Annotated in this window: 10 protein-coding genes and 4 pseudogenes; 5 read left to right on the top strand and 9 right to left on the bottom strand. The window is 68.8% G+C overall.

Annotation, left to right across the window (positions count from 1 at the left end):
• The first annotated feature begins 111 nt into the window (after window positions 1–111).
• The gene (locus OG905_RS01985) at window positions 112–2,577 is read left to right on the top strand and encodes a discoidin domain-containing protein (protein ID WP_328665841.1); all 2,466 of its coding nucleotides are present in this window, start codon (window positions 112–114) and stop codon (window positions 2,575–2,577) included.
• 271 nt (window positions 2,578–2,848) lie between these two features.
• Window positions 2,849–5,023: an NPCBM/NEW2 domain-containing protein gene (locus OG905_RS01980; protein WP_443043881.1), complete on the top strand. Its 2,175-nt coding sequence runs from the start codon at window positions 2,849–2,851 to the stop codon at window positions 5,021–5,023.
• A 70-nt stretch (window positions 5,024–5,093) separates the two neighbouring features.
• Here the strand turns inward: OG905_RS01980 and OG905_RS01970 are convergent, their stop codons facing one another.
• From OG905_RS01970 to OG905_RS01960, 3 genes and pseudogenes are all read right to left on the bottom strand, one after another.
• Entirely contained in the window at window positions 5,094–6,734 is a 1,641-nt protein-coding gene (locus OG905_RS01970) for a protein kinase domain-containing protein (RefSeq protein ID WP_328665840.1), read from the bottom strand.
• Between the two features lie 4 nt (window positions 6,735–6,738).
• A complete protein-coding gene (locus OG905_RS01965) occupies window positions 6,739–7,212 on the bottom strand; it encodes a phosphoribosyltransferase family protein (RefSeq protein ID WP_443044053.1) in 474 nt (157 codons plus the stop codon).
• A 63-nt stretch (window positions 7,213–7,275) separates the two neighbouring features.
• Window positions 7,276–7,521, bottom strand: a pseudogene (locus OG905_RS01960) (dCTP deaminase); the annotation flags it as partial.
• 4 nt (window positions 7,522–7,525) lie between these two features.
• Here OG905_RS01960 and OG905_RS39020 point away from each other — a divergent pair.
• Window positions 7,526–7,658 (top strand): annotated as a pseudogene (locus tag OG905_RS39020) (IS630 family transposase); the annotation flags it as partial.
• A gap of 133 nt (window positions 7,659–7,791) precedes the next feature.
• Here OG905_RS39020 and OG905_RS01955 read toward each other — a convergent pair.
• A complete protein-coding gene (locus tag OG905_RS01955) occupies window positions 7,792–8,982 on the bottom strand; it encodes a hypothetical protein (protein WP_328665839.1) in 1,191 nt (396 codons plus the stop codon).
• 184 nt (window positions 8,983–9,166) lie between these two features.
• Here OG905_RS01955 and OG905_RS01950 point away from each other — a divergent pair.
• Window positions 9,167–9,420: pseudogene (locus tag OG905_RS01950) on the top strand (helix-turn-helix domain-containing protein); the annotation flags it as partial.
• Between the two features lie 149 nt (window positions 9,421–9,569).
• Here the strand turns inward: OG905_RS01950 and OG905_RS01945 are convergent.
• Window positions 9,570–13,556 carry an nSTAND1 domain-containing NTPase gene (locus OG905_RS01945; RefSeq protein ID WP_328665838.1) on the bottom strand — a complete coding sequence of 1,329 codons (3,987 nt, stop codon included), beginning with the start codon at window positions 13,554–13,556 and terminating at the stop codon, window positions 9,570–9,572.
• Window positions 13,557–14,535: 979 nt separating this feature from the next.
• On the opposite strand from OG905_RS01945, the gene OG905_RS01940 reads away from it, so the two are divergent.
• A complete protein-coding gene (locus OG905_RS01940) occupies window positions 14,536–17,439 on the top strand; it encodes an ATP-binding protein (RefSeq protein WP_328665837.1) in 2,904 nt (967 codons plus the stop codon).
• A 40-nt stretch (window positions 17,440–17,479) separates the two neighbouring features.
• Here the strand turns inward: OG905_RS01940 and OG905_RS01935 are convergent, their stop codons facing one another.
• The 4 genes and pseudogenes from OG905_RS01935 to OG905_RS01920 form a co-directional block, all read right to left on the bottom strand.
• Window positions 17,480–17,734 (bottom strand): hypothetical protein, encoded by a 255-nt coding sequence (locus OG905_RS01935; RefSeq protein WP_328682836.1) that lies wholly within the window; start codon window positions 17,732–17,734, stop codon window positions 17,480–17,482.
• A gap of 33 nt (window positions 17,735–17,767) precedes the next feature.
• Window positions 17,768–18,187 carry a helix-turn-helix domain-containing protein gene (locus tag OG905_RS01930; protein WP_443043880.1) on the bottom strand — a complete coding sequence of 140 codons (420 nt, stop codon included), beginning with the start codon at window positions 18,185–18,187 and terminating at the stop codon, window positions 17,768–17,770.
• 720 nt (window positions 18,188–18,907) lie between these two features.
• On the bottom strand, window positions 18,908–19,384 hold the full coding sequence (locus tag OG905_RS01925; protein ID WP_328665836.1) for a hypothetical protein: 477 nt from the start codon (window positions 19,382–19,384) through the stop codon (window positions 18,908–18,910).
• A 1,322-nt stretch (window positions 19,385–20,706) separates the two neighbouring features.
• A pseudogene (locus OG905_RS01920) lies at window positions 20,707–21,035 on the bottom strand (transposase); the annotation flags it as partial.
• Window positions 21,036–21,043 lie beyond the last annotated feature (8 nt).

The following is a 21,043-nucleotide window of genomic DNA, read 5'->3' as shown; positions in this document are numbered from 1 at the left end:
CCCTTTTCTTCCTTGCTCTTGGGGGGCGATGTCATGGTGCGTGCGTCACGGTTGTTCCGGCTGTCCCGGTACAGAGGCAGAGGTCTCGTTGTCCTGGCCCTGACGGCAGTCATGACAGCGCGGCTGCCGCTGATCACTACTACCGCCCACGGCGGGACCCCCGCCGCGCGCCCGCACCCGCCCGCCACGGGGCAGGCGGCGCCGCCTTCTGCGCCGCATCATGGGGCGGCCCCCGCGGCGGCGATGGAGCCTGCCGCTCCCGTACTGCCGCGTGCGGGCTGGACGGCCACCGCAAGTGACGAGGAGACCGCGGCCGAGGACGGCCGTGCCCAACTGGTCCTGGACGGGAATGCCGATACTTTCTGGCACAGCAAGTGGTCGGGGACCCCCGCTCCGCTACCGCACAGCATCACCATCGACATGCACCGCACCGCCGTGGCTTCGGCGATCGTCTACCGGCCGCGGGCCGTCGGCATCAACGGCCGTATCGGCAGGTACGAAATCCGGCTGAGCGACGACGGCCGGACGTGGGGCGGGCCGGTGGCCTCCGGCACTCTCGCGGACGACTCCACGCTCAAGACGCTGTCCTTCGCCGCGCAGGGCACCCGGTACGTGCGGCTGACGGCGCTGGCCGAAGCGGGCGGACGGGGGCCGTGGACGTCCGCGGCGGAACTCGACCTGCTCGGCGATCCCGGCACCACCGCCGCTGTCGTCGACCTGTCGCGCGAGGGATGGTCCGCCACGGCAAGCGACGAGGAGAGCGCCGCGGAGGATGGGCGCGCCGCCAACGTGCTGGACGGGGATGCCTCCACCATCTGGCACAGCAAGTGGTCGGAGACCCCCGCTTCGCTGCCGCACAGCATCACCATCGACATGAAGACGCCCCGCACGGTCTCCCAGCTCACCTACCAGCCGCGTCAGGTCGGCGTGAACGGCCGGATCGGCGCCTTCACCGTCACCACCAGCTCGGATGGTGCGTCCTTCGGTGCGCCGGTGGCCTCCGGCACCTGGGCCGACAGCGACATGATCAAGGGCGCCTCGTTCATCCGGGCGGTGCAGGCCCGGTATGTGCGTCTGACCGCCACCACCGAGGCGGGTGGCCGCGGCCCGTGGTCCTCGGCGGCCGAAATCCGGCTGGCTGGGCCCGCGGATCCCGCCCTCGCGGGTGCGTGGGGTCCGGTGAAGGGCTTCCCTCTGGTCCCCGTGGCCACGGCCGTCCTGCCGAACAACAAACTGCTCGCCTGGTCGGCGTACGGCGTCGACCGGTTCGGCGGCAGCAATGGCTACACCCAGACCGCAATCATGGACCTGACGACTGGTCAGGTCACACAGCGGCGCATCGACAACACCGGGCACGACATGTTTTGCCCGGGGATCGCCATTCTGTCCGACGGGCGCGTCCTGGTCACCGGCGGCAGCAACGCGGAGCGTGCCAGCATCTACGACCCGGCGACGGACGCCTGGACGTCCACTGCGGACATGCACATACCCCGCGGCTACCAGGCGATGACCCTGCTGTCCAACGGCGAGGCCTTCGTCCTGGGCGGTTCCTGGAGCGGCGGCACCGGCGGCAAGAACGGCGAAGTGTGGTCGCCTGCCACGGGCACCTGGCGCACCCTGCCCGGCGTTCCCGCCACCCCGACCATGACGGCGGACCCTGCGGGCCCCTACCGGGCGGACAACCATCAGTGGCTGCACGCCACTTCGGGCGGCCGGGTGCTGCAGCTCGGCCCGAGCAAGCAGATGAACTGGATCATGACGACGGGCGCCGGGAGCATCGCGTCGGCCGGGACCCGTGCCGACAGCCAGGACGCCATGAACGGCAACGCGGTCGCGTACGACATCAACAAGTTGCTCACCCTCGGCGGTGCCACCGTCTACGACAACGCCAAGGCCACGAACCGTGCCTATACCGTCGACGCGAGCGGCAGCGGACAGCCGGTGAGCGCCCGCACCGGGGATATGCGCTTCGGGCGCGCATTCAGCAACAGCGTGGTCATGCCGGACGGGAAGGTCGCGGTGTTCGGCGGACAGTCCTACCCGGTACCTTTCAGCGACGCGACGTCCGTCATGACCCCGGAGATCTGGGATCCGGCTACCGGGAAGTTCACGCCCGCGGCATCGATGGCCCTGCCGCGCAACTACCACAGCGTCGCCAATCTGCTGCCGGACGGCCGGATCTTCTCCGGAGGCGGGGGCCTGTGCGGGGACTGCGCCACGAACCACCTGGACGGCGCGATCTTCACCCCGCCGTATCTGCTCAACCCGGACGGCAGCGAAAAGCCCCGTCCGGCCATCACCGGTCAGGTGCCCGCCCGGGCGGCAATCGGCACCCAGTTGTCGGTAACCACTGACAAGGCCGTCACCTCCTTCGCCCTCGTACGCGCCGGTGCGGCAACCCACTCCACCGACAACGACCAGCGGCGCGTGCCACTGCGGTTCCGGGCCACGGCCGGCACCGCGTACCAGATCGACATCCCGGCTGACCCGGGCATCGCCCTGCCAGGGACGTACATGCTGTTCGCGCTCGACGCTCAGGGAGTGCCGAGCAAGGCCCGGTTGCTGACGATCGGCTGAAGCTCTCCGTGTGCACCGCCCTCACCGTCACCACGGTCTGGGCGCCGCCGTGGACCCCGGCCGCCCCGTCGGCGTGTGCGGCGAAGCGGCGTCCGACCCGGACCCTCGGGCAGGGCCTGCCGGGGCGCGCGGACCCCCTCCCAGGAGACAACCCGGAGCCTGCAGGTCCTGCCACCCCAAAGCCACATGATCCTGAATCGGCATTGAGATGTGGTGACTTTCATTCGTACTCGTTTGATTGTGCGCCATTCGCCCCACAGGGAGCCCGCACATGCCTGCCGAACGACACACGCCCAGACAGCGCCTGGCCGCTGCCGCCGCCTTCCTGCTGTTCGCCGGAGGCACGCTGTGGGCCGGTGCGCCCCCGGCGGCGGCCGCGCACTCAGCCCCGACACCGGCGCCGGTGTCGGCGCCGGTCCCAGCACCGCCGCCGACGCCAGCCGTCGACGGACTTGCCCGTACCCCCCAGATGGGCTTCAACAACTGGAACTCCACGTACTGCGGGGCCGATTTCAACGAGGCCATGGTCAAGGGAATCGCCGACACCTTCGTGTCCCAAGGGCTGAAGGCCGCCGGATACACCTACGTCAACATCGACGACTGCTGGGCGCTGCCGAACCGCGATGCCTCCGGCAATCTCGTGCCCGACCCGGTGCGTTTCCCCCACGGGATCAAGGCAGTTGCCGACTATGTGCACTCCAAGGGGCTCAAGTTCGGCATCTACTCCAGCGCCGGCACCAAGACCTGTGACGGACAGGGCTTTCCCGGCGGGCTCGGGCACGAGCGGCAGGACGCCAACCTGTGGGCGTCCTGGGGGGTGGACTACCTGAAGTACGACAACTGCAACAACACCGGCACCGACGCACGGCAGCGCTACAAGGCAATGGCTGACGCGCTGAAGGCCACCGGGCGGCCAATTCTCCACAGCATCTGCGAGTGGGGCGTGAACCAGCCCTGGAACTGGGCCGCGGAGTACGGCAATTCCTGGCGCACCACCTTTGACATCAGGGACAACTGGTCCAGCATGATCGGCATCGCCCACCAGAACCAGCCGCTCGCGCGGTATGCGGGGCCCGGGGCCTGGAACGACCCGGACATGCTGGAGGTCGGCAACGGCGGGATGACCGACACCGAATACCGCACGCACTTCAGCCTCTGGGCACAGATGGCCGCGCCGCTGCTGATCGGCAGCGATCTGCGCAGCGCATCCGCCGCGACCCTCGCGATCCTGAAGAACACCGACGTGATCGCGGTCGACCAGGACAGCCTGGGCAGGCAGGGCACGGTGGTCTCCAGTTCCGGCGGGCTGGTGGTGATGTCCAAGCCCTTGGCGGACGGCGGCCGTTCGGTGACTCTGACGAACGAGACCACCTCTGCGAAGACGCTCTCGACGACCGCCGACGCGATCGGCATCGGGGGCGCTGCCTCGTACGTACTCGAGGACCTCTGGTCGAAGCAGACCGGCACCACCACCGGTGCCATCAGCGCTTCGGTGCCCGCGCACGGCACCGTGATGTACCGCGTGACACCGGGGGCACTGGTGCCGCCGCCCACCGGAGTCAGTCAGCTCAGCGATCTGCCGTGGATGTCGGCGGTGGGCGGCTGGGGGCCCGTCGAACGCGACCGCAGCAACGGCGAGCAGGCCGCCGAAGACGGCAGGACACTCACCGTGGGTGGCACGACATACGCCAAGGGACTCGGCACCCACGCGGCCAGTGACATCACGTACTACCTCGGCGGCGGCTGCCGGTCCTTCAGCGTCGACGTCGGTGTGGACGACGAATCGAGTACGCAGGGCTCCGTCGTCTTCCAGGTCTATCGCGACGGAACCAAGGTCGCCGACAGCGGGCTGCGGACAGCGAGCGATCCGCCCGTCCGTCTCAGCGCCGGCCTCACCGACGGTACGAAACTGAGACTGGTCGTCACCGACGGCGGCGACGGCATCGACTACGACCACGCCGACTGGGCGAACGCCCGGCTGGCCTGCGGAAACGGACCCTCCGCCGGGACGCACGCGGTCAGCGACCTGAACTGGACATCGGCGGTGGGCGGCTGGGGGCCCGTCGAACGCGACCGCAGCAACGGCGAGCGGGCCGCCGAAGACGGCAGGACACTCACCGTGGGCGGCACGACATACGCCAAGGGACTCGGCACCCACGCGGCCAGTGACATCACGTACTACCTCGGCGGCAGTTGTTCCACCTTCACCGCGAGTGTCGGCGTCGACGACGAGACGGGTGGCTCGAACGGCTCGGTGGTGTTCCAGGTCTACCGGGACGGGACCAAGGTCGCCGACAGCGGCCGGGTCACCGGGGCCGACGCCCCCAGAGTCCTGAGCGCCGGCCTCACCGGTGGTCTGGAGCTCAGGCTCGTCGTCGCGGAAGGCGGCGACGGCATCAACTACGACCACGCCGACTGGGCAGTCCCCAGGCTCAGCTGCGCCTGAGGCAGGGGGAGGCCAGGGCAGGGCGGGCTCCCACACAAGGCGGTGACACGGGCCGCGCCCGCTCTTCCGATCACGGAAAGCTGCTCTTCCAGTCGCTCAAGGGATGCGGCTTGGTTACCTGCTTGTCGGTGTGACCCCCGTTCGCGACCTCGATCTCCGCGTACCGATTGCCCGAGAACACCCAATACCGGTTCCGACTATCCGGGGCCTGCATCACCGCATCGACGCGGGAGAACCCCGCCAGACTCGACCAGTCGCTCAAGGGATGCGGCTTGGTCACCTGCTTGTCGGTGTGACCCCCGTCCGCGACCTCGATCTCCGCGTACCGATTGCCCGAGAACACCCAATACCGGTTCCGACTATCCGGCGCCTGCATCACCGCATCGACGCGGGAGAACCCCGCCAGACTCGACCAGTCGCTCAAGGGATGCGGCTTGGTCACCTGCTTGTCGGTGTGACCCCCGTCCGCGACCTCGATCTCCGCATACTGACTGCCCGAGAACACCCAATAAAGGTTCCGACTATCCGGGGCCTGCATCACCGCATCGACGCGGGAGAACCCCGCCAGACTCGACCAGTCGCTCAAGGGATGCGGCTTGGTCACCTGCTTGTCGGCGTGGCCCCCGTCAGCGACCTCGATCTCCGCGTACTGACTGCCCGAGAACACCCAATACCGGTTCCCACTATCCGGCGCCTGCATCACCGCGTCAGGCGGCGTCGGCCGCGTCGCGTGTGCCGGGGCCGATGCTGCATGGTGGGCCGACGGACGGTTCATCACCAACGCGGTGGCGGCACCGCCCGCGAGCAGCAGCGCGGCCAGCGACACCGCCGCCCAGCGCAATCGGCGACGCCGAGGCGGCGGGGGGAGGGTGGGTGCCCGCAGGGTCTGCTTGAGCGTCCCCGGCTCCTGGGTGCCTATCGACCGCAGGGCGTCCACCGTGTCGGCCGCGGAAAGGCGTTCGGCGGGGTCCTTGTGCAAAAGCCGCTCGATGACCATGCCCAACGGGTCTGCGCAGTCAGGGATGTCGGGCTCGTCGTAGGCAACAGCATGCAGCACGGCGGCTGGTGTCGGCTGTGCGAAGGGGGAGCGGCCGGAGACCAGTACGCACAGCGTGGCGCCCAGCGAGAACAGATCGCTGGGCGGGCCCGCCTGCTTGCCGTGCAGCCGTTCCGGGGCGATGTAGTCGAGGGAGCCCATCAGCTCGCCGGTGCTGGTCAGCGACTCGCCGTCAGCCAGGGCCGCGATGCCGAAGTCACTCAGGACGACGCTGCCGTCGCCGCGCAACAGCACATTGGCCGGCTTCACGTCCCGGTGCAGGGCGCCGGCCGCGTGCACCGCTCCGAGGGCGTCGAGAAGCTGCAGACCGATCTCCGCGGCCCTGGACGGGGACAGCGGGCCGACAGAGGCGAGGTGGCGGGAGAGCGACGGGCCCTCCACGAGTTCCATGACGATCCACAGCCGGTCCTCGAACTCGACCAGATCGTAGATGTCGATCACGTGGGGGTGGGAAACGCGGGCGATGGCACGGGCCTCACGCAGCGCCCGCCGTGACCCCTCGCCGTCGCCCCCGAAGGGCAGCTCCTTGACCGCGACGGTGCGCTGCAACAGCTGATCAGTGGCGCGCCAGACCGCACCCATTCCGCCGCGCCCTATTAGGTCGGTCAGAAGGTACCGGTCGGCGATCAGCCGCTGCTTGTCACTGGGAATCACCCGGTCAAAGTACGTCATGCTGCGGGCTGACCAGCTCCCCGCCCTGGTCAGCCCGTGTACCTGAACGCGATCTCGCGAGCATCCGCTGAGTCACCTCAGCAGTCCGAGGAGATCTCGGACGCGGTCGGCGCCGATTTAAGTGCGCTTCCACACGTACTCGCACTTCACCAGCGAGTGCGACTTCTCGTAGATAACGGCCGAGCGGGGCGACGGTGTCCAGGCAGAAGTCGTGCACCAGCTTGAGGGTCTTGCCGGTGTCGGAGACGTCGTCCGCGATCAGGACCTTCTTGTTCGAGAAGTCGATCGCGTTCGGGACCGGGGGCCGGCATGACCGGCATTTCGGGGGTCGTGCCCACGCCCGTGTAGAACTCCATTCACCAGGTGGATGTTCTTGCAGTCGAGCGCGTACGCAAGCCCGCCCGCCACCGCCGCGGGCGATGCTCAGGATGATGTCCGGCTGGTAGCCGTCGTCGGCGATGGTCTGCGCCAGCTCGCGGACAGCGTTGCCGAACTTCTCGTACGTCAGGCGCCCATGGAGCCCTCACACCTGCGTCCGGTGGAAGTTGAGGAAGGAGCGCGAGGCCGTCGGACCGCGCTGGCCGTGGTAGCGGGAGCCGTAGCGCTCGCTGCCGTACGGGAATTCGGCCGGCGAGGAGAGCCGGAACATGCCCAGCTGGCCGATCTTCATGCCCGGCCAGAGCTTGATCGGCAGCGTCGCGAGGTTGGAGAGCTCAAGCGTGACGTGCCCGGAGAAGCCGGGGTCGACGAACCCGGCCGTGGAGTGCGTCGAGTACCGGGGCCGCAAGGGCGAGCCGATCATCCGCGCCCGCAACCAGCTCGGGCGGCCCGGTCGTGCTGGTCTGGGACAACGTGCGCCTCCACCTCACGGCCGGACTGCGGGAGTTCATGGCCGCGAACGCCGACAACGCGATCGGGGTTGCGGTGTCGAAGGTGGAGAACTGGCAGTGGTCCGCGAGGCGGTGGTCATCAGTCAGCTGGTCGGGCAGCAAGCCGCCCTGCCTGTCAGGGCTGAGGAGAGGGTCCAGGTGGGCGACCTTCAGCGCTGCAGGATGACGATCACCGATCTGCTCGTAGGATTGCCGGCCTGATTGACCTCGACGTGGCCGACGCCGAGGATCTTGTCGGTGCCGGGGACTGCCTCGATGGCGTTCAGCCAGAGCGACTGCTGTGAGCTGGACCTGATCCCGTCGGTGCTCGGCAGCTCTGCGTACGAGATCCCTTCGCAGTCGCCGTCCGCGGTGAGGTACTGGCTGGCACTGAGGACAATCCCGCGCTTACCGTCGCGGACCGCGCGGCCGCGGTCGGCACACGCACTCTTCGCATTCGGCGGCTTGGTCCAGCGGGTGCCGTTCCAGCGCAGCCGGATGTCCTCTTCGGGGGGCTCGTTGTACTCCTCGCCGTGGTTGTAGGAGTGCTCGCCGTAGGCACGTACGTCGTCCTTGGCCAGCGCGACGACTTCGCTGAGGGAGGCGCTGGGCTCGGGTGGCGCCGGGGCTGGGAAGTGGTAGTCCGGCATCCGTACATGCTTCCAGGCGCGGCCGTCCCAGTGCACGGCGGCGGGCTGGGTGAACTCCCCCTCCCTGCCGGTGTCCACGTCGTTCGTGCTGCGGGAGCCGACCGCCCACAGGTCGTCGGACGCGACGCCGTCGAGTGCGGTGACGGTGACGGGCAGGTCCATGGCAGTCCAGCGGGTGCCGTCCCAGTGTTGGGCCCCGGTCCGGCCGTCGAGGACCCAGATGTCGTCCGCGGCAAAGGCCCGTACATCGGCGGCCCGGTGGTCGTCGGGGAGCTTGGGCAGCGCTGTCCAGCGTGTGCCGTCCCAGCGGGCCGTGCGCGGCGAGTTCTGGTCCTTCAGGCTCGCTGTCAGCAGGAATCCGCCGGAGTCCACGTCGTCGAAGCGGGCCTCGTAGACGCTGTCGCCGAACAATGTCGGCATGGGACGGCGCTGCCAGCGGGTGCCGTCGTGGTGCAGGAGGAAGCCGTCGTCGGCCGACTCGTCCCCGGCATAACTGACGGTTCGGGTGGCGTTGCCCACCACCCAGATGTCGTCGTCGGCGGTCGCAATCATGTCGGACAGCTGGCCCGTGCCCTTGTCTTTGAAGACCTTGTCGTACCTCCAGGTCATGTCGGAGTCGATCACGGCGCGTATGGCCACCACGGCGACGAACAGGAGCAACAACACGATGAGTGTCACGTTGACCTTGACCATGCGCGTGTTCACGTCCATGTTCCCCACCTCGCGCTCACCCAAAGCCCCCGGCCCGTGGCCGCACAGCATACTTTCCGGACCTTCGTCCGGATCATCACCGTCCGCACCCCGGGGGTGTGCTGCTGGCCTGAGGCCGGTCCAGCTGAGGCAGCGGCACGCGAGACTCTGTGAGATGGAACGGCACGGGTGAGACGATCTTGCCGTGGCTGGTGTGATCACGGCGTCGGAGCCGTCCTGGATGGCCCCGTTCACCGGACTGAGCCCGCGCTGCTTCCACAAGCTGATCACTGCGTTACCCCGCGAGGGCGTGGATCCGGTACGCAAGGCCGTCCCTGGGGCCTCCCGCTGGAGGACGGCGTACTGCTGGTAACGGCGTACTGGCGCACGAATTTGACGCTGCGCCAGATGGCCCCGCTGTTCGGCGTCTCGAAGTCCGCTGCCGATCGCATCATCGAATGAGGGTGAGTTCTCTGCATTCCCTTATGCAGGCATGAGTTGCTTACCGTATCCGCCGGAACAGCAGGCCATTGAAGCTGTCGATCCGAGCGTTGTCGGGGAAGTACGGCTCCTTGAAGACGAATGCCATCTGCGCGTTCAGGCGGAGCTCAGGTGAGGCACACGCGGTCAGGTGACTGTCCGGCGAGGTACTCGGAGCGTTCTTCCGCGGTGAGATCTCGGCCAACGACCTGGCAGATCCTTCTGATCGCCGCGGTCTGGTCAGGCATGTCTGCATTCCACAGCCGCGCCGTGCCGTCTTCGCTGCTGGTGGCGAGGGTGTGTCCATCGGGGCTGAACGCCACCGACCAGACACCGTCTGTGTGGCCGGTGAGGGTGGTGCGGGTGCGGCCGGTGGTGGTGTCCCACAGCCGTACCGTTCTGTCTTCGCTGGCGGTGGCGAGGGTGTGTCCATCGGGGCTTAACGCCACCGCCTGCACGGCGTCTGTGTGGCCGGTGAGGGTGGTACGGGTGCGGCCGGTGGTGGTGTCCCACAACCGCGCTGTCCCGTCGAAGCTGCCAGTGGCGAGGGTGTGCCCATCGGGGCTGAACGCCACATCATTCACCCAGTCTGTGTGGCCGGTGAGGGTGGTGCGGGTGCGGCCGGTGGTGGTGTCCCACAGCCGTACCGTTCTGTCTTCACTGGTGGTGGCGAGGGTGCGTCCATCGGGGCTGAACTCCGCAGAAAACACGGCTTCTGTGTGGCCGGTGAGGGTGGTGCGGGTGCGGCCGGTGGTGGTGTCCCACAACCGTACTGTGCCGTCTTCGCTGGTGGTGGCGAGGGTGTGTCCATCGGGGCTGAACGCCACCGAATACACGGTGTCCTTGTGGCCGGTGAGGGTGGTGCGGGTGCGGCCGGTGGTGGTGTCCCACAACCGTACTGTGCCGTCTTCGCTGGCGGTGGCGAGGGTGTGTCCATCGGGGCTGAACGCCACCGTCCCCACGGCGGTCTTGTGGCCGGTGAGGGTGGTGCGGGTGCGGCCGCTGGTGGTGTCCCACAGCCGTACCGTTCTGTCTTCGCTGGCGGTGGCGAGGGTGTGTCCATCGGGGCTGAACGCCACCGACCAGACACTGTCCGTGTGGCCGGTGAGGGTGGTGCGGGTGCGGCCGCCGGTGGTGTCCCACAACCGCGCTGTCCCGTCGAAGCTGCCAGTGGCCAAGGTGTGTCCATCGGGGCTGAACGCCACCGTCCCCACGGCGGTCTTGTGGCCGGTGAGGGTGGTGCGGGTGCGGCCGCTGGTGGTGTCCCACAGCCGTACCGTTCTGTCTTCGCTGGCGGTGGCGAGGGTGCGTCCATCGGGGCTGAACGCCACCCACCTCACGGAGTCTGTGTGGCCGGTGAGGGTGGTGCGGGTGCGGGTGCGGCCGCCGGTGGTGTCCCACAACCGCGCTGTCCCGTCGGCGCTGGTGGTGGCGAGGGTGTGTCCATCGGGGCTGAACGCCACCGACTGCACGTTGTCTGTGTGGCCGGTGAGGGTGGTGCGGGTGCGGCCGGTGGTGGTGTCCCACAACCGCGCTGTCCCGTCGAAGCTGGCGGTAGCGAGGGTGTGCCCATCGGGGCTGAACGCCACATCATTCACCCAGTCTGTGTGGCCGGTGAGGGTGGTGCGGGTGCGGCCGGTGGTGGTGTCCCACAACCGTACTGTGCCGTCGGCGCTGGCGGTGGCGAGGGTGTGTCCATCGGGGCTGAACGCCACCGAAAGCACCTTGTCCTTGTGGCCAGTGAGGGTGGTGCGGGTGCGGCCGGTGGTGGTGTCCCACAGCCGTACCGTTCTGTCTTCGCTGGCGGTGGCGAGGGTGTGTCCATCGGGGCTGAACGCCACCGAATACACGGTGTCCTTGTGGCCGGTGAGGGTGGTGCGGGTGCGGCCGGTGGTGGTGTCCCACAACCGCGCTGTCCCGTCGGCGCTGGCGGTAGCGAGGGTGTGTCCATCGGGGCTGAACGCCACCGAAAGCACGGTCTCCTTGTGGCCGGTGAGGCGGCGGTGAAAGGGGAGTTCTGCTGCCGCATAAAGGCTGGCGGTGGCTTCGTTGGTGGGGCTGGTGCCGTATGCCTGGACGGCCAGTAGGGAAGCCAGGTCGGGGTCGGTGTCGATGAGCGCGTCGGACTGGGCGGCGAGTTGCTTGGACAGCCCCTGTTGCTGGGCGGTGAGTGCGGTTTCGCGTTGTCGGTAGGCCAGTGAAGCGGCGGCCATGGCGAGGACGAGCAGGATGGTGAGGGCTGTGGTGAGGGCGTGTCTTCGCCGGGTGGTGCGGGTCTCGGCTTTGACGCTTGCGTCGAGGAAATCCTGCTCCTGCCGGGCGAGGGTGGGGTAGCGGTCGGGGTCACTGTTCCAGTGCTGTCGGGCGTTGGTGACCGCGGTGAGGCGTTGGCCCCGGTAGAGGTAGGAGAAGTCGTGGTGGTTGCCGGCCCAGTCGGCTGCGTCGTCGGCCAGCTGGCTGTACAGGGCACGGTTGGCCGGGTCGTCCTCGAGCCAGCCGCGTAAGCGTACCCAGGCGTGCAGCAGGGTGTCGTGGGTGATCTGCGCAGTGTTCTCGCCCACCACGATCAGGCGTTGGGCGGCGAAGGCCTCCACGACGTCCTGAACCTCGGAGGCGGCGTCGTCGTGCCGGTAGGGCATGGGGCGGCGGACGGCCTGCCCGTCAGAGGTGATCCTGGTGAGGCGGAGGAACACTTTGCGGCCGGCGGCCTGCTGAGCGGGTGTGAGGGCGCTGTAGACGGCTTCGGCGCTGGTCTGGATGGCGTGGGCGACACCGCCGGACAGCTCGTAGCCGCGGCTGGTCAGCCGGTTGCCTTCACGGTGCTGCCAGGTCACGCGCATCGCCTCCGACAGCAGCGGCAGCGCCCCCACCTCGTACCCGCCATCCGATGAGGATGCCGGCAGGTCGGCGAGGATGGCGTCGACCAGAGTGGGTGCGATCTCCAGGCCCGTGCGTTCGGCGGGTCCGGTGATGGCCAGCCGCAGCTGCTGCGCGGTCATCGGCCCGACCAGGAACAGCCCGTCGGCTGCCGCGTCGGCCAGTTCTGGGTAAACCGCGCAGGCGGGCAGGAAATCGGAGCGGATGACCGCGATGACCAACGCGGCCGGCTCCCCGTCCGGCCCGCACGGCTCGGTGGCCGCCGCGTGCAGTGCCGTGATCACGTCCGCGCGCTGCCGTTGCACCGAACTAACAGAATTGGGGCCGGAGTCGGAGTCGGGGTGATGGGCGCCGGGGAGGGTGAACAACTGCTCGAACGGGTCGACCACCAGCACCAGCCGGTCACCGGTGCTGCCCGCAGTCGTCTGTGCCGTGGCGGCGTGGGCGTCCACTACGTCCCGTACCAACGTGTGGGCCCGCTCCGGGGAGCTCTCCAGCACCGTGCGGATGGCCTCGGGGTCACGCCCGGCGACTTTGGCCAGCGCCCGTGCCAGCTCATCGCGGGGCTGGGAGGTGGGATGCATCACCGCAACCGGCCACCGGGCCGACTCAGCGCTGAGCGCGCCGTCGGCGAGCGCGGGCAGCAGTCCGGCGCGCACCAGTGAGGACTTGCCCGCGCCCGAGGCCCCGCTCACTATCAAGATCCCGGGGCGGTCCAACCGGTCGGCGAGGGTGTGCACTAGCTGCGCGGTCGGCTTCTCCCGCCCGTAGAACACCTCCGCCTGTTCCTGCCCGAAGGGCGCCAAACCCAAATACGGGCACTCAGACTTCCACCGGCCGGAAGCGGGCGTCTGCCCGGCCCGCTCTTCCTGCCCGGCCGACTGCTTCGTGAAGGGCTCGGGGTCGGGCGGGGACGTGCGGGCGGCCCGCAGCCACCGCCGCCACTGCTCCTCATCCAGCAGACCCGGACTGACCTCGTCAGCAGGCACCCGGCGACCGCGGCAGTGCTCGACCAGCACCCGAATCAGTACAAGGAATGCCATCTCCGACTCGGGCAGATGCTGGCCTCGCTTCCAGTCGCTGACCCTGCGCCCCGAGATCGGCCGACCCCGGCCGGCAGGCCGACGCCGGTTGGCTTCAGCCACCGCACTCTTCAGCGGCAGGTCCGCCGCCAGCTCCAGCAGCTCACCCAACCGTTCGGCGAACAACCACCGCGGTAACGGTTCCACACTTCCCATGACCACCCCTGCCACAGCGCTTTCCGGCCCGGTCCGGACCGGAGGCCTACCGTAGGGCTGCGACCAGCGGCAATGTCCCCCTGTGACAGAACCGGTACAAGCCGCTATGCATCGGGGTGCTTAATCAGGGCGCACCGGCTGCATGGCATCCCATCCCGCCATCGCAGCGACGTACAAGGAACGCCATCTCCGACTCGGGCAGATGCTGGCCTCGCTTCCAGTCGCTGACCCTGCGCCCCGAGATCGGCCGACCCCGGCCGGCAGGCCGACGCCGGTTGGCTTCAGCCACCGCACTCTTCAGCGGCAGGTCCGCCGCCAACCGTTCGGCGAACAACCACCGCGGTGTCGGCTCCGCTTCCTCCATGGCCAACCCCAGCACAACGCTGTCCGGACCGGTCCGGACCGGAAAAGGCGCCGTAGGACCGCTACTTGGGGCAACACCCCGACCGGGACACAACCGGTACAAGCCATTGCGCATTGGGTGGCTCAATCAGCATGCGTCGGCCCCGGCCTCTGCGGGGGCCCGCCAGGCTTCGCCCGCCGCACCGACACCGGCGGCAACACCAGTCGTCACGAGGGAGAACCACCGTGCATGCTCGTCCGCAACCGCCCCTTCTGGCCGCTCTGACTGCTGTGCTTCCCGGCCTGGCGAGCACCGGCTGTCAGCCCAAGGATCCACTCTCCTCCGCGCCCCAGTTCCCCCGCTCCGCGACACCGGTGGCAACCGCCGGCCGGGTCCCCTGCCCCGACCTGCGGCGCGGTCGGCACAACCCGGTCAACGGCGGCCACACCTGGGCACGGGCGCCGTATCCGACCCAGAAGCGCTGCTACTACCCCAGTCAGCCGGTAACGGGGCCGCTCTCTGGGGCCAACCGGGGCTCATGTCCTGGACTTCCTGCGCCCGTACGGCATCCGCTTGGTGAAACCCGTGTGCTCGGGACGGCGCGTCGGGAAGCGCCGATGAAGACAGGTGACCGTGATGCGTGAGCACGAGTGGGATTGGGTGGTACGCGAGCCGTTGCGGTCGGCTGCGGCGGGTGCCCGGGTGTTGGTGCTCGTCGAGGGAGAGGCGGGGATGGGCAAGACGCGGTTCGTGCGGTGGCTGCTGGCGCGTCCGGAGCTCGCGCAGGCTCCTCGCCTGACGATGACGTTCACGGCTTCGGGAGCCTCTGTCCTGCGGGAGCCCGCCTGCTCAGCAAGGACAGTGTCGGCGGTGGCGGAGGATGGGTCGTTGCATCGTCCGAGAATCCTGGAGTCTGGATCCTCGGCTCCGCTAGCGGCTGCTTCACTGCGGGAGTTGGCGGCCTCGCCCGGCACGGATGCTCCGATGCTGCTGGTGGCCGAGGACATCGACCGTGCGCACGAGCAGGACGCAAGCGCATTGCGTGCAGTGCTGGCTCACCCTCCGGCCGGATTGCGAGCGGTGCTGACCTACCGACCCGAGGAGTTGGCCAGTCCCGGGCTGGTGCTGGGCGCCCCGGTGGGTTACCCGGCCGAGCTGACCCTCGTCCGAATGCGGCTCGGGCCGCTCGGCGAGGCCGAGGTCCGCCGGATGGCAGTAGAGGCACTGGGCGAAGACCGCTGCTCGGCCCGGTTCATCGCCCGGCTTTGCGAGCGCTCGGGCGGAAACGCGCAGGTGGTGGCCGATCTCGTGGAGGAGCTGAAGACGGCTGGTCTGCCTTCGGGCGGGAGTGCCACGGTGGTCGGCCTGGGCCGGCTGACGGCAAGGGACGTGGACGAGGCGGCGGTGCCGGTTCGGCTCGCCGAGCTGGTGGTCGGCCGCATGGCGGCGCTGGATGAGGAGCCGCGGCGCGTGGTGTGGGCGGCGGCAGTGCTCGACAAGGCCGCGACAGAGGACGAGCTGACCTTCGTGGCGGGCCTGTCGGCGGAGGGCGGCCGGGCGGCGCTGACGGCCGCGCTGTCCGGAGCGGTGCTGAACGAGTCGGGGCTCGGTCACTACGGGTTCCGGGTACCGATGGAGGCCGCGGCCGTGTATCAACTGCTGCCCGGCCCGGTGCGTCGGGAGTTGCACGCTCGTGCGGCCGACGTGCTGGCGGTTCGGCGCCCGGTGCCATGGGCGCGGTTGGCCCGCCAACAGCTCGCGGCCGGCGGGATCGCGGACTGGCTGGAGAGTGTGGAGAAGGCCGCGCGTGAGGCCGTCGACGCCGGGGACCACCAGCCGGCGATCTCGCTGCTCGAGGACGCGCTGGCGCATCCTGAAGCCCGGTCGTCGAACCCGGCTCAGTTGGCCTTGATGCTCGCACGCAGCGCTGTTGTCGGGCTGGGCTCCGACCAGACCGTGGAGGTCCTGCGACGGGTGATCGACGACCCTGCTCTGCCAGCCGTTGTGCGTGGCGAGATCCGGCTGGACCTCGGGCTGCTACTGAGCAACCAGGTCGGGCGGGGCCGTGAAGGGCGCGTCGAACACGTGAGGGCTGCCGATGAGCTGAGCAGCCGTCCGGCGTTGGCGGCGCGGGCCATGTCGGACCTGGCGCTGCCCTACTGGCCGAATGGCCCGCTGTCGGACAACCTCGCCTGGCTGGCGCGCGCCGAGGCGACGGTGGCCGGGAGCGGGGATGCGGCGGCCCAGGCGGCGGTCGCGGCAGACCGGGTGACCGTCCTGCTCAGCGTAGGCGATCCGGACGGGTGGCGGCAGCTGGAGAAACTCCCCCGGGAAAGCGACGATCCGCGGATTCTCCATCACTCGTCTCGTGGCCTGATCAATGCCGCAGACGCGGCCATCTGGCTAGGCCAGTACGCGCGAGCGGGCGAGCTGCTGCCCGAGGGCACGAAGCTGGCCGTCCGTAGTGGGGCCCTGTACATGCAGCAGGCGGCACGGAGTAAATCGCTGCTGCTGGACATGACGGCCGGCCGCTGGTCGGGCCTGGCCCGCCAGGCCCGCACGATGGCGGCGGAGGCGGACGAGATGCCGTTCATCGCGGGCTACGCCAGGTTGGTACTCGGCCTGCTGGCCCTGGCCAAAGGCGACTGGGGCCGGGTGGGCACCTGGCTCTCAGACGCCGGACTGTCTGGGGACGACGGCGCCGTTCCGCTGGTGGCGGCAGCCTCGGGCGGTCGCATCAGGCTCGCGCTGGCCCGCCAGGACATGGCGGCCGCAGCCCGGGAAGCGGCTGAGGCCTGGGTCAGGCTGCGAGCCAAGGCCGTGTGGGTATGGGCGGCGGAGTTGGCCCCGTGGGCTGTGGAAGCTACGGTTCGGGCCGGGGAGTTGGATACGGCGCGGGCCATGGTGGACGAGTTCGCGGCCGGCCTTGAGAACAGACAGTCATCGGCTGCCGCGGCCGCACTGCTGTGGTGCCGAGCGCTGCTGGCCGAGGCGGACGGCGAACTTCCGGGAGCAGCCGAGTACTTCCGGCGCGCCCGTACTCGCTACCTGGCGCTTCCCCGGCCCTACGAGGCGGCTCTCGCCGCAGAGGCCTGTGGTCGATGTGCTCTGGCCGGCAGCCCGAAGACCACGGCAGGTGTCCCGGAGTTGGCCGCTGCCGCAGGCGAGCTGCATGCCCTCGGCGCGACATGGGATGTGGCTCGGGTACGGGCTTCACTACGGGCCCATCCGAGCGCTGAGCACCGCCCGCCGGGCCGCCCCGGCTACGGCGACCGGCTGTCGCCGCGCGAGCAGGAGGTGGCAGAGCTCGCCGGTGCCGGCCTGAGCAACCGCGAGATCGCGGCCACCCTGCACCTGTCCCCACGGACGGTCGAGCAGCATGTCGCCCGTGCCCTCAGGAAGACGGGCGCGTTCTCGCGGCATGACCTGGCTCCAACGCACCGAATGGGCGAGCCGGGAAGCCCCGGGAGGTTCCCCCATGAAGCGGCCCAGGTGACGTGCGGGCACGCACAACAGCGGTGGGTGTGCCCGGTATCGTAGCCGCGGTGAGGGAGGCCGCGGACCGGGGGCCGCGCGGCGCTCAGGAGAAGCCGGCACCGAGTGTCCACGGCAGCGGGGAGCGGCGCGTGTGGTCACCGCCTCCGCCCTGCTCCGCTGGCTGCTGAAGGAGAGTGGGGCCCGCCGTCGGGAGGACGCGATCCACCTCGCCACCTGCACACTCGCGGCCACCGGCACCGCCGACCCCGCGCTGCTCGCCCGTGCGGCGGTCCTCGCCGCACACGCCCGCGAGTTCGCGTGCGCGCTGAGCCTGCTCCGCGCGATCCCGCAGGAGCACCGCAGTTGGTGCGCTTCTCGCCGGCGTCGAAGGTCACCGGCAGCACCGGCTGGGTCCGGTCCAGCGCCTGCACCTGCGTCTTCTCATCGACCGACAGCACGACAGCGCGGGCGGGTCCAGGTACAGCCCGACCACGTCGGCCAGCTTCTCGGCGAACGCCGGGTCCTTCGACGGTTTGAAGGTGCCCGACCGGTGTGGCTTCAGGTTCTCCTCGCGCCAGACGCGGGCGACATAGCGAAAGGAGGCCTTGATGCCCTCAGTTCGCTTCAGGTGTGCTGCCAACGTGAGCGTTGACCAGTGCGACAGGCTCGATTCCGGCGGCGGGGTCATCCTGGTCAATGCAATCACCCGGCTGCGGGTCTGAGGCGGCACCTGGTCCTTCCCGCCACCGCGCTTCTTTTCCACCAGACCCGCCAGACCGTGCTCCGCGTACCGGGACTTGGCACGGTCCACCGTCCGCGCGGACACACCGCCAGCTCGGCGATGTCCTTACGGCGACGGCCTTCGTCGGCCCACAACACGATGCGGGCCCGCATTGCCACATCCGCCGTCACGTGCCGATCTGCCGCCAACGCCCGCAATTCCGCGGCCTGTTCAGAAAAGAGGTTCACACACTGCCCAACGAGCCAAAGAGCTTCAGGTGACAGGAACCAGGTCACGAGACACTAGTTCATCGAAACTGGAAGCATGATCGTCCCTGACCCCGGTCCGATATCACCGCTTCCGACCTTCCGTGCCTGGCGCCAACGCATACGGACTCCAGATCCCGGCCGACCCCGGAGTCACGCTGCCCGGCCCTTACATGCCTTTCGCGCTCAACAAACAGGGCGTCCCAGCAAAGCCGCTCTCCTCACCATCAATGAGGGCGTCGCACACATCAACTCCGTGACGAAGTGAAGGAGTCCGGAAATGCGGAGTCGAGCGGCCACTGGATTCGTTCCATGGGCCGCCCTACTGCCGGGACAGGTGAGTGCCGGACCTCTTTTCAGATGTCGGCCGGTTGTTGCCCTGCAGATCGGTGAATTCGCGGGGAGGCGGGTGACCCGCTTCCGCCTCGGGACAACGAGGCGGAAGCGGGGGTGCCCGGGGCGGCGTTGGGCTATCCGACGCGTTCGACCCGTGCGTTTCGGATCAGCTTCGCGCCCCGCTCACTCACTCCTGACGGCCTCCGGGTCAGCAGCCCTGGCGCTCCATGTTTGCAATGGTCTGGCGCACCAATTCTTGCTGCCTTTCGATCTTGGCCCTCTTGTCGGGGAAGTTGTTGCGTTCCTGGGCGACGATGAACGCGTTGCTGTCCGATAAGAACTTCTCCGCTGCAAGGCAGAACTGCGACGACCGGTTGTTCCCCTGGCCGGCGTTCCCGGTTCCTCCCTGCACGTTGCAGCCCTGGCGCTCCATGTTTGCAATGGTCTGGCGCACCAATTCTTGCTGCCTTTCGATCTTGGCCCTCTTGTCGGGGAAGTTGTTGCGTTCCTGGGCGACGATGAACGCGTTGCTGTCGGACAAGAACTTCTCCGCTCCAAGGCAGAACTGCGACGACCGGTTGTTCCCCTGGCTGGCGTTCCCGGTTCCTGCCATCGCGAATGCAGTACCACCCACCAGTGCGGCGGTACCGACGAGCAGAACGATCTTCTTCTTCTTGCTGGTCATTTTCTTTCGGGACACGGGTCCCTCCGTCCTCGATGGCGAAACACGATCGGATTTCGATTCGTGTGCCAGGGAGTACGCTCCATGCCCGGTTTCTGTTCAGCGTCCTTGTTCAATTTTCTCGACTGCCGCATCATATCCGCCGACGAGGGCCGTTGAATCACAAAAGGGCATGCGGAACGGACGCACTGTGCGTACCGAATGAATTCCCGCATGTCGTGCGTTGACTTCGAAAACGAGCTGCCGCGTACCACAACGGTCCACCACCGGTTACTGATGAAGACGGTGTCCGGGGGCGGCCATCCCGCTGCTTTGCCAATGATTTACCCAGGGCCTCGTTACGTGCGGCAGGTGCCTTGCTGTCACAGGTCCTTGAAGCTGTAGCAGTCCTGCATCGGCGCCCTGCCGGCTTTCGTAGTTGTACGTGATCACGAGGGTGGGGTCGTCCCGTGCGGGGCGCGGGTTGCAGGTGTCGCACCAGTCCAGCATGCGGTTCAAAGATCCCCATGTACGACCGTTACGTCGTCGGGGCGCCCCCGAGGGACACGCTGACCTCGCTGTTTCGCTTGGTTGTGGCGGCTGTTGAGGCGGAAACGCGAAAGTGCCTTCCTGACCTGGGACGATGAACCGCGCTTCGGATCGGGAGGTCGCCTGGCTGGAGGCCGCCGAGCGCGGTGAGGGCATCCCCGCAGTCCGGGCCGCGGGACGCATGCTGCCCGGTCTGGACCTGGACCTCGACGTCACGCTGCTCGCGGGCGGTGCCGCCACCGCGTGGGTGATGAACCGTCCGTCGGCCCACCATGCAGCATCGGCCCCGGCACACGCGACGCGGCCGACGCCGCCTGACGCGGTGATGCAGGCGCCGGATAGTCGGAACCGGTATTGGTGTTCTCGGGCAATCGGTATGCGCAGGTCGAGGTCGCTGACGGGGGCCATGCCGACAAGCGGGTGGCGGAGCCGGCCCACAGCGTGATGATCGGGGGACTGTCCTGTGCCTGAGACTGAAACAACTGCGCTTGCAGGAACTCCCGCGGGATCGCCCGGCGCCCCCAGCGGGGTGCCGGGACCAACGGTGCCAGCCGCGCCAGGTGCGGCTTTCGACGGGCGGGCGACCTCCTTGGCAAGCTCCATCTGAGCGCGGACGGCTGCTGCCGCCCGCGCTGAGCTGGTTGGCGCTGAAGGTCTGTGCCTGGGTGGCGTTGGCGGCGGGGACGGCCAGCGCGGCGGCGGTGATCAGGCCAGTGGTGACGGCGAGCAGACGCAAGCGTCTCGCCGTGCCACTGCGGGGGTGGTGCGCTTCCCAGCAGGTCCACGGCCCCCGAATCGACTTGGCAGTTGGTGACTTGCCCGCGGTGCCGGTGTACTGCCGCGCAACGCATGCCGAGGCGTGACCGTCCTTGAGGGATCCGGTGTCGTCGATGATCAGCGCGGTCGGCTTGATCACCTGCTGCATCCGCCATGCCAGACGGCCCGCAGATGCGCCGCAATCCCGCGGACTGGAGGTGATGAAGTGCGCCAGCGCCTGCCGGTTGCCGTCCTCACCCAGCCGGGCGGTCATCGGCTCCACCGACTTGCGCCGCCCGACCAGCAGTAGACCCCGCAGATAGACCCCGCCCCACCGGCGTTGATCCGCCCGCGCGAACGGCTCGAGCAATGCCGGTG

The organism is Streptomyces sp. NBC_00322 (genome assembly GCF_036147535.1).
GTDB lineage: Bacteria > Actinomycetota > Actinomycetes > Streptomycetales > Streptomycetaceae > Streptomyces.
This window is presented reverse-complemented; position numbering and strand designations above follow the sequence as displayed.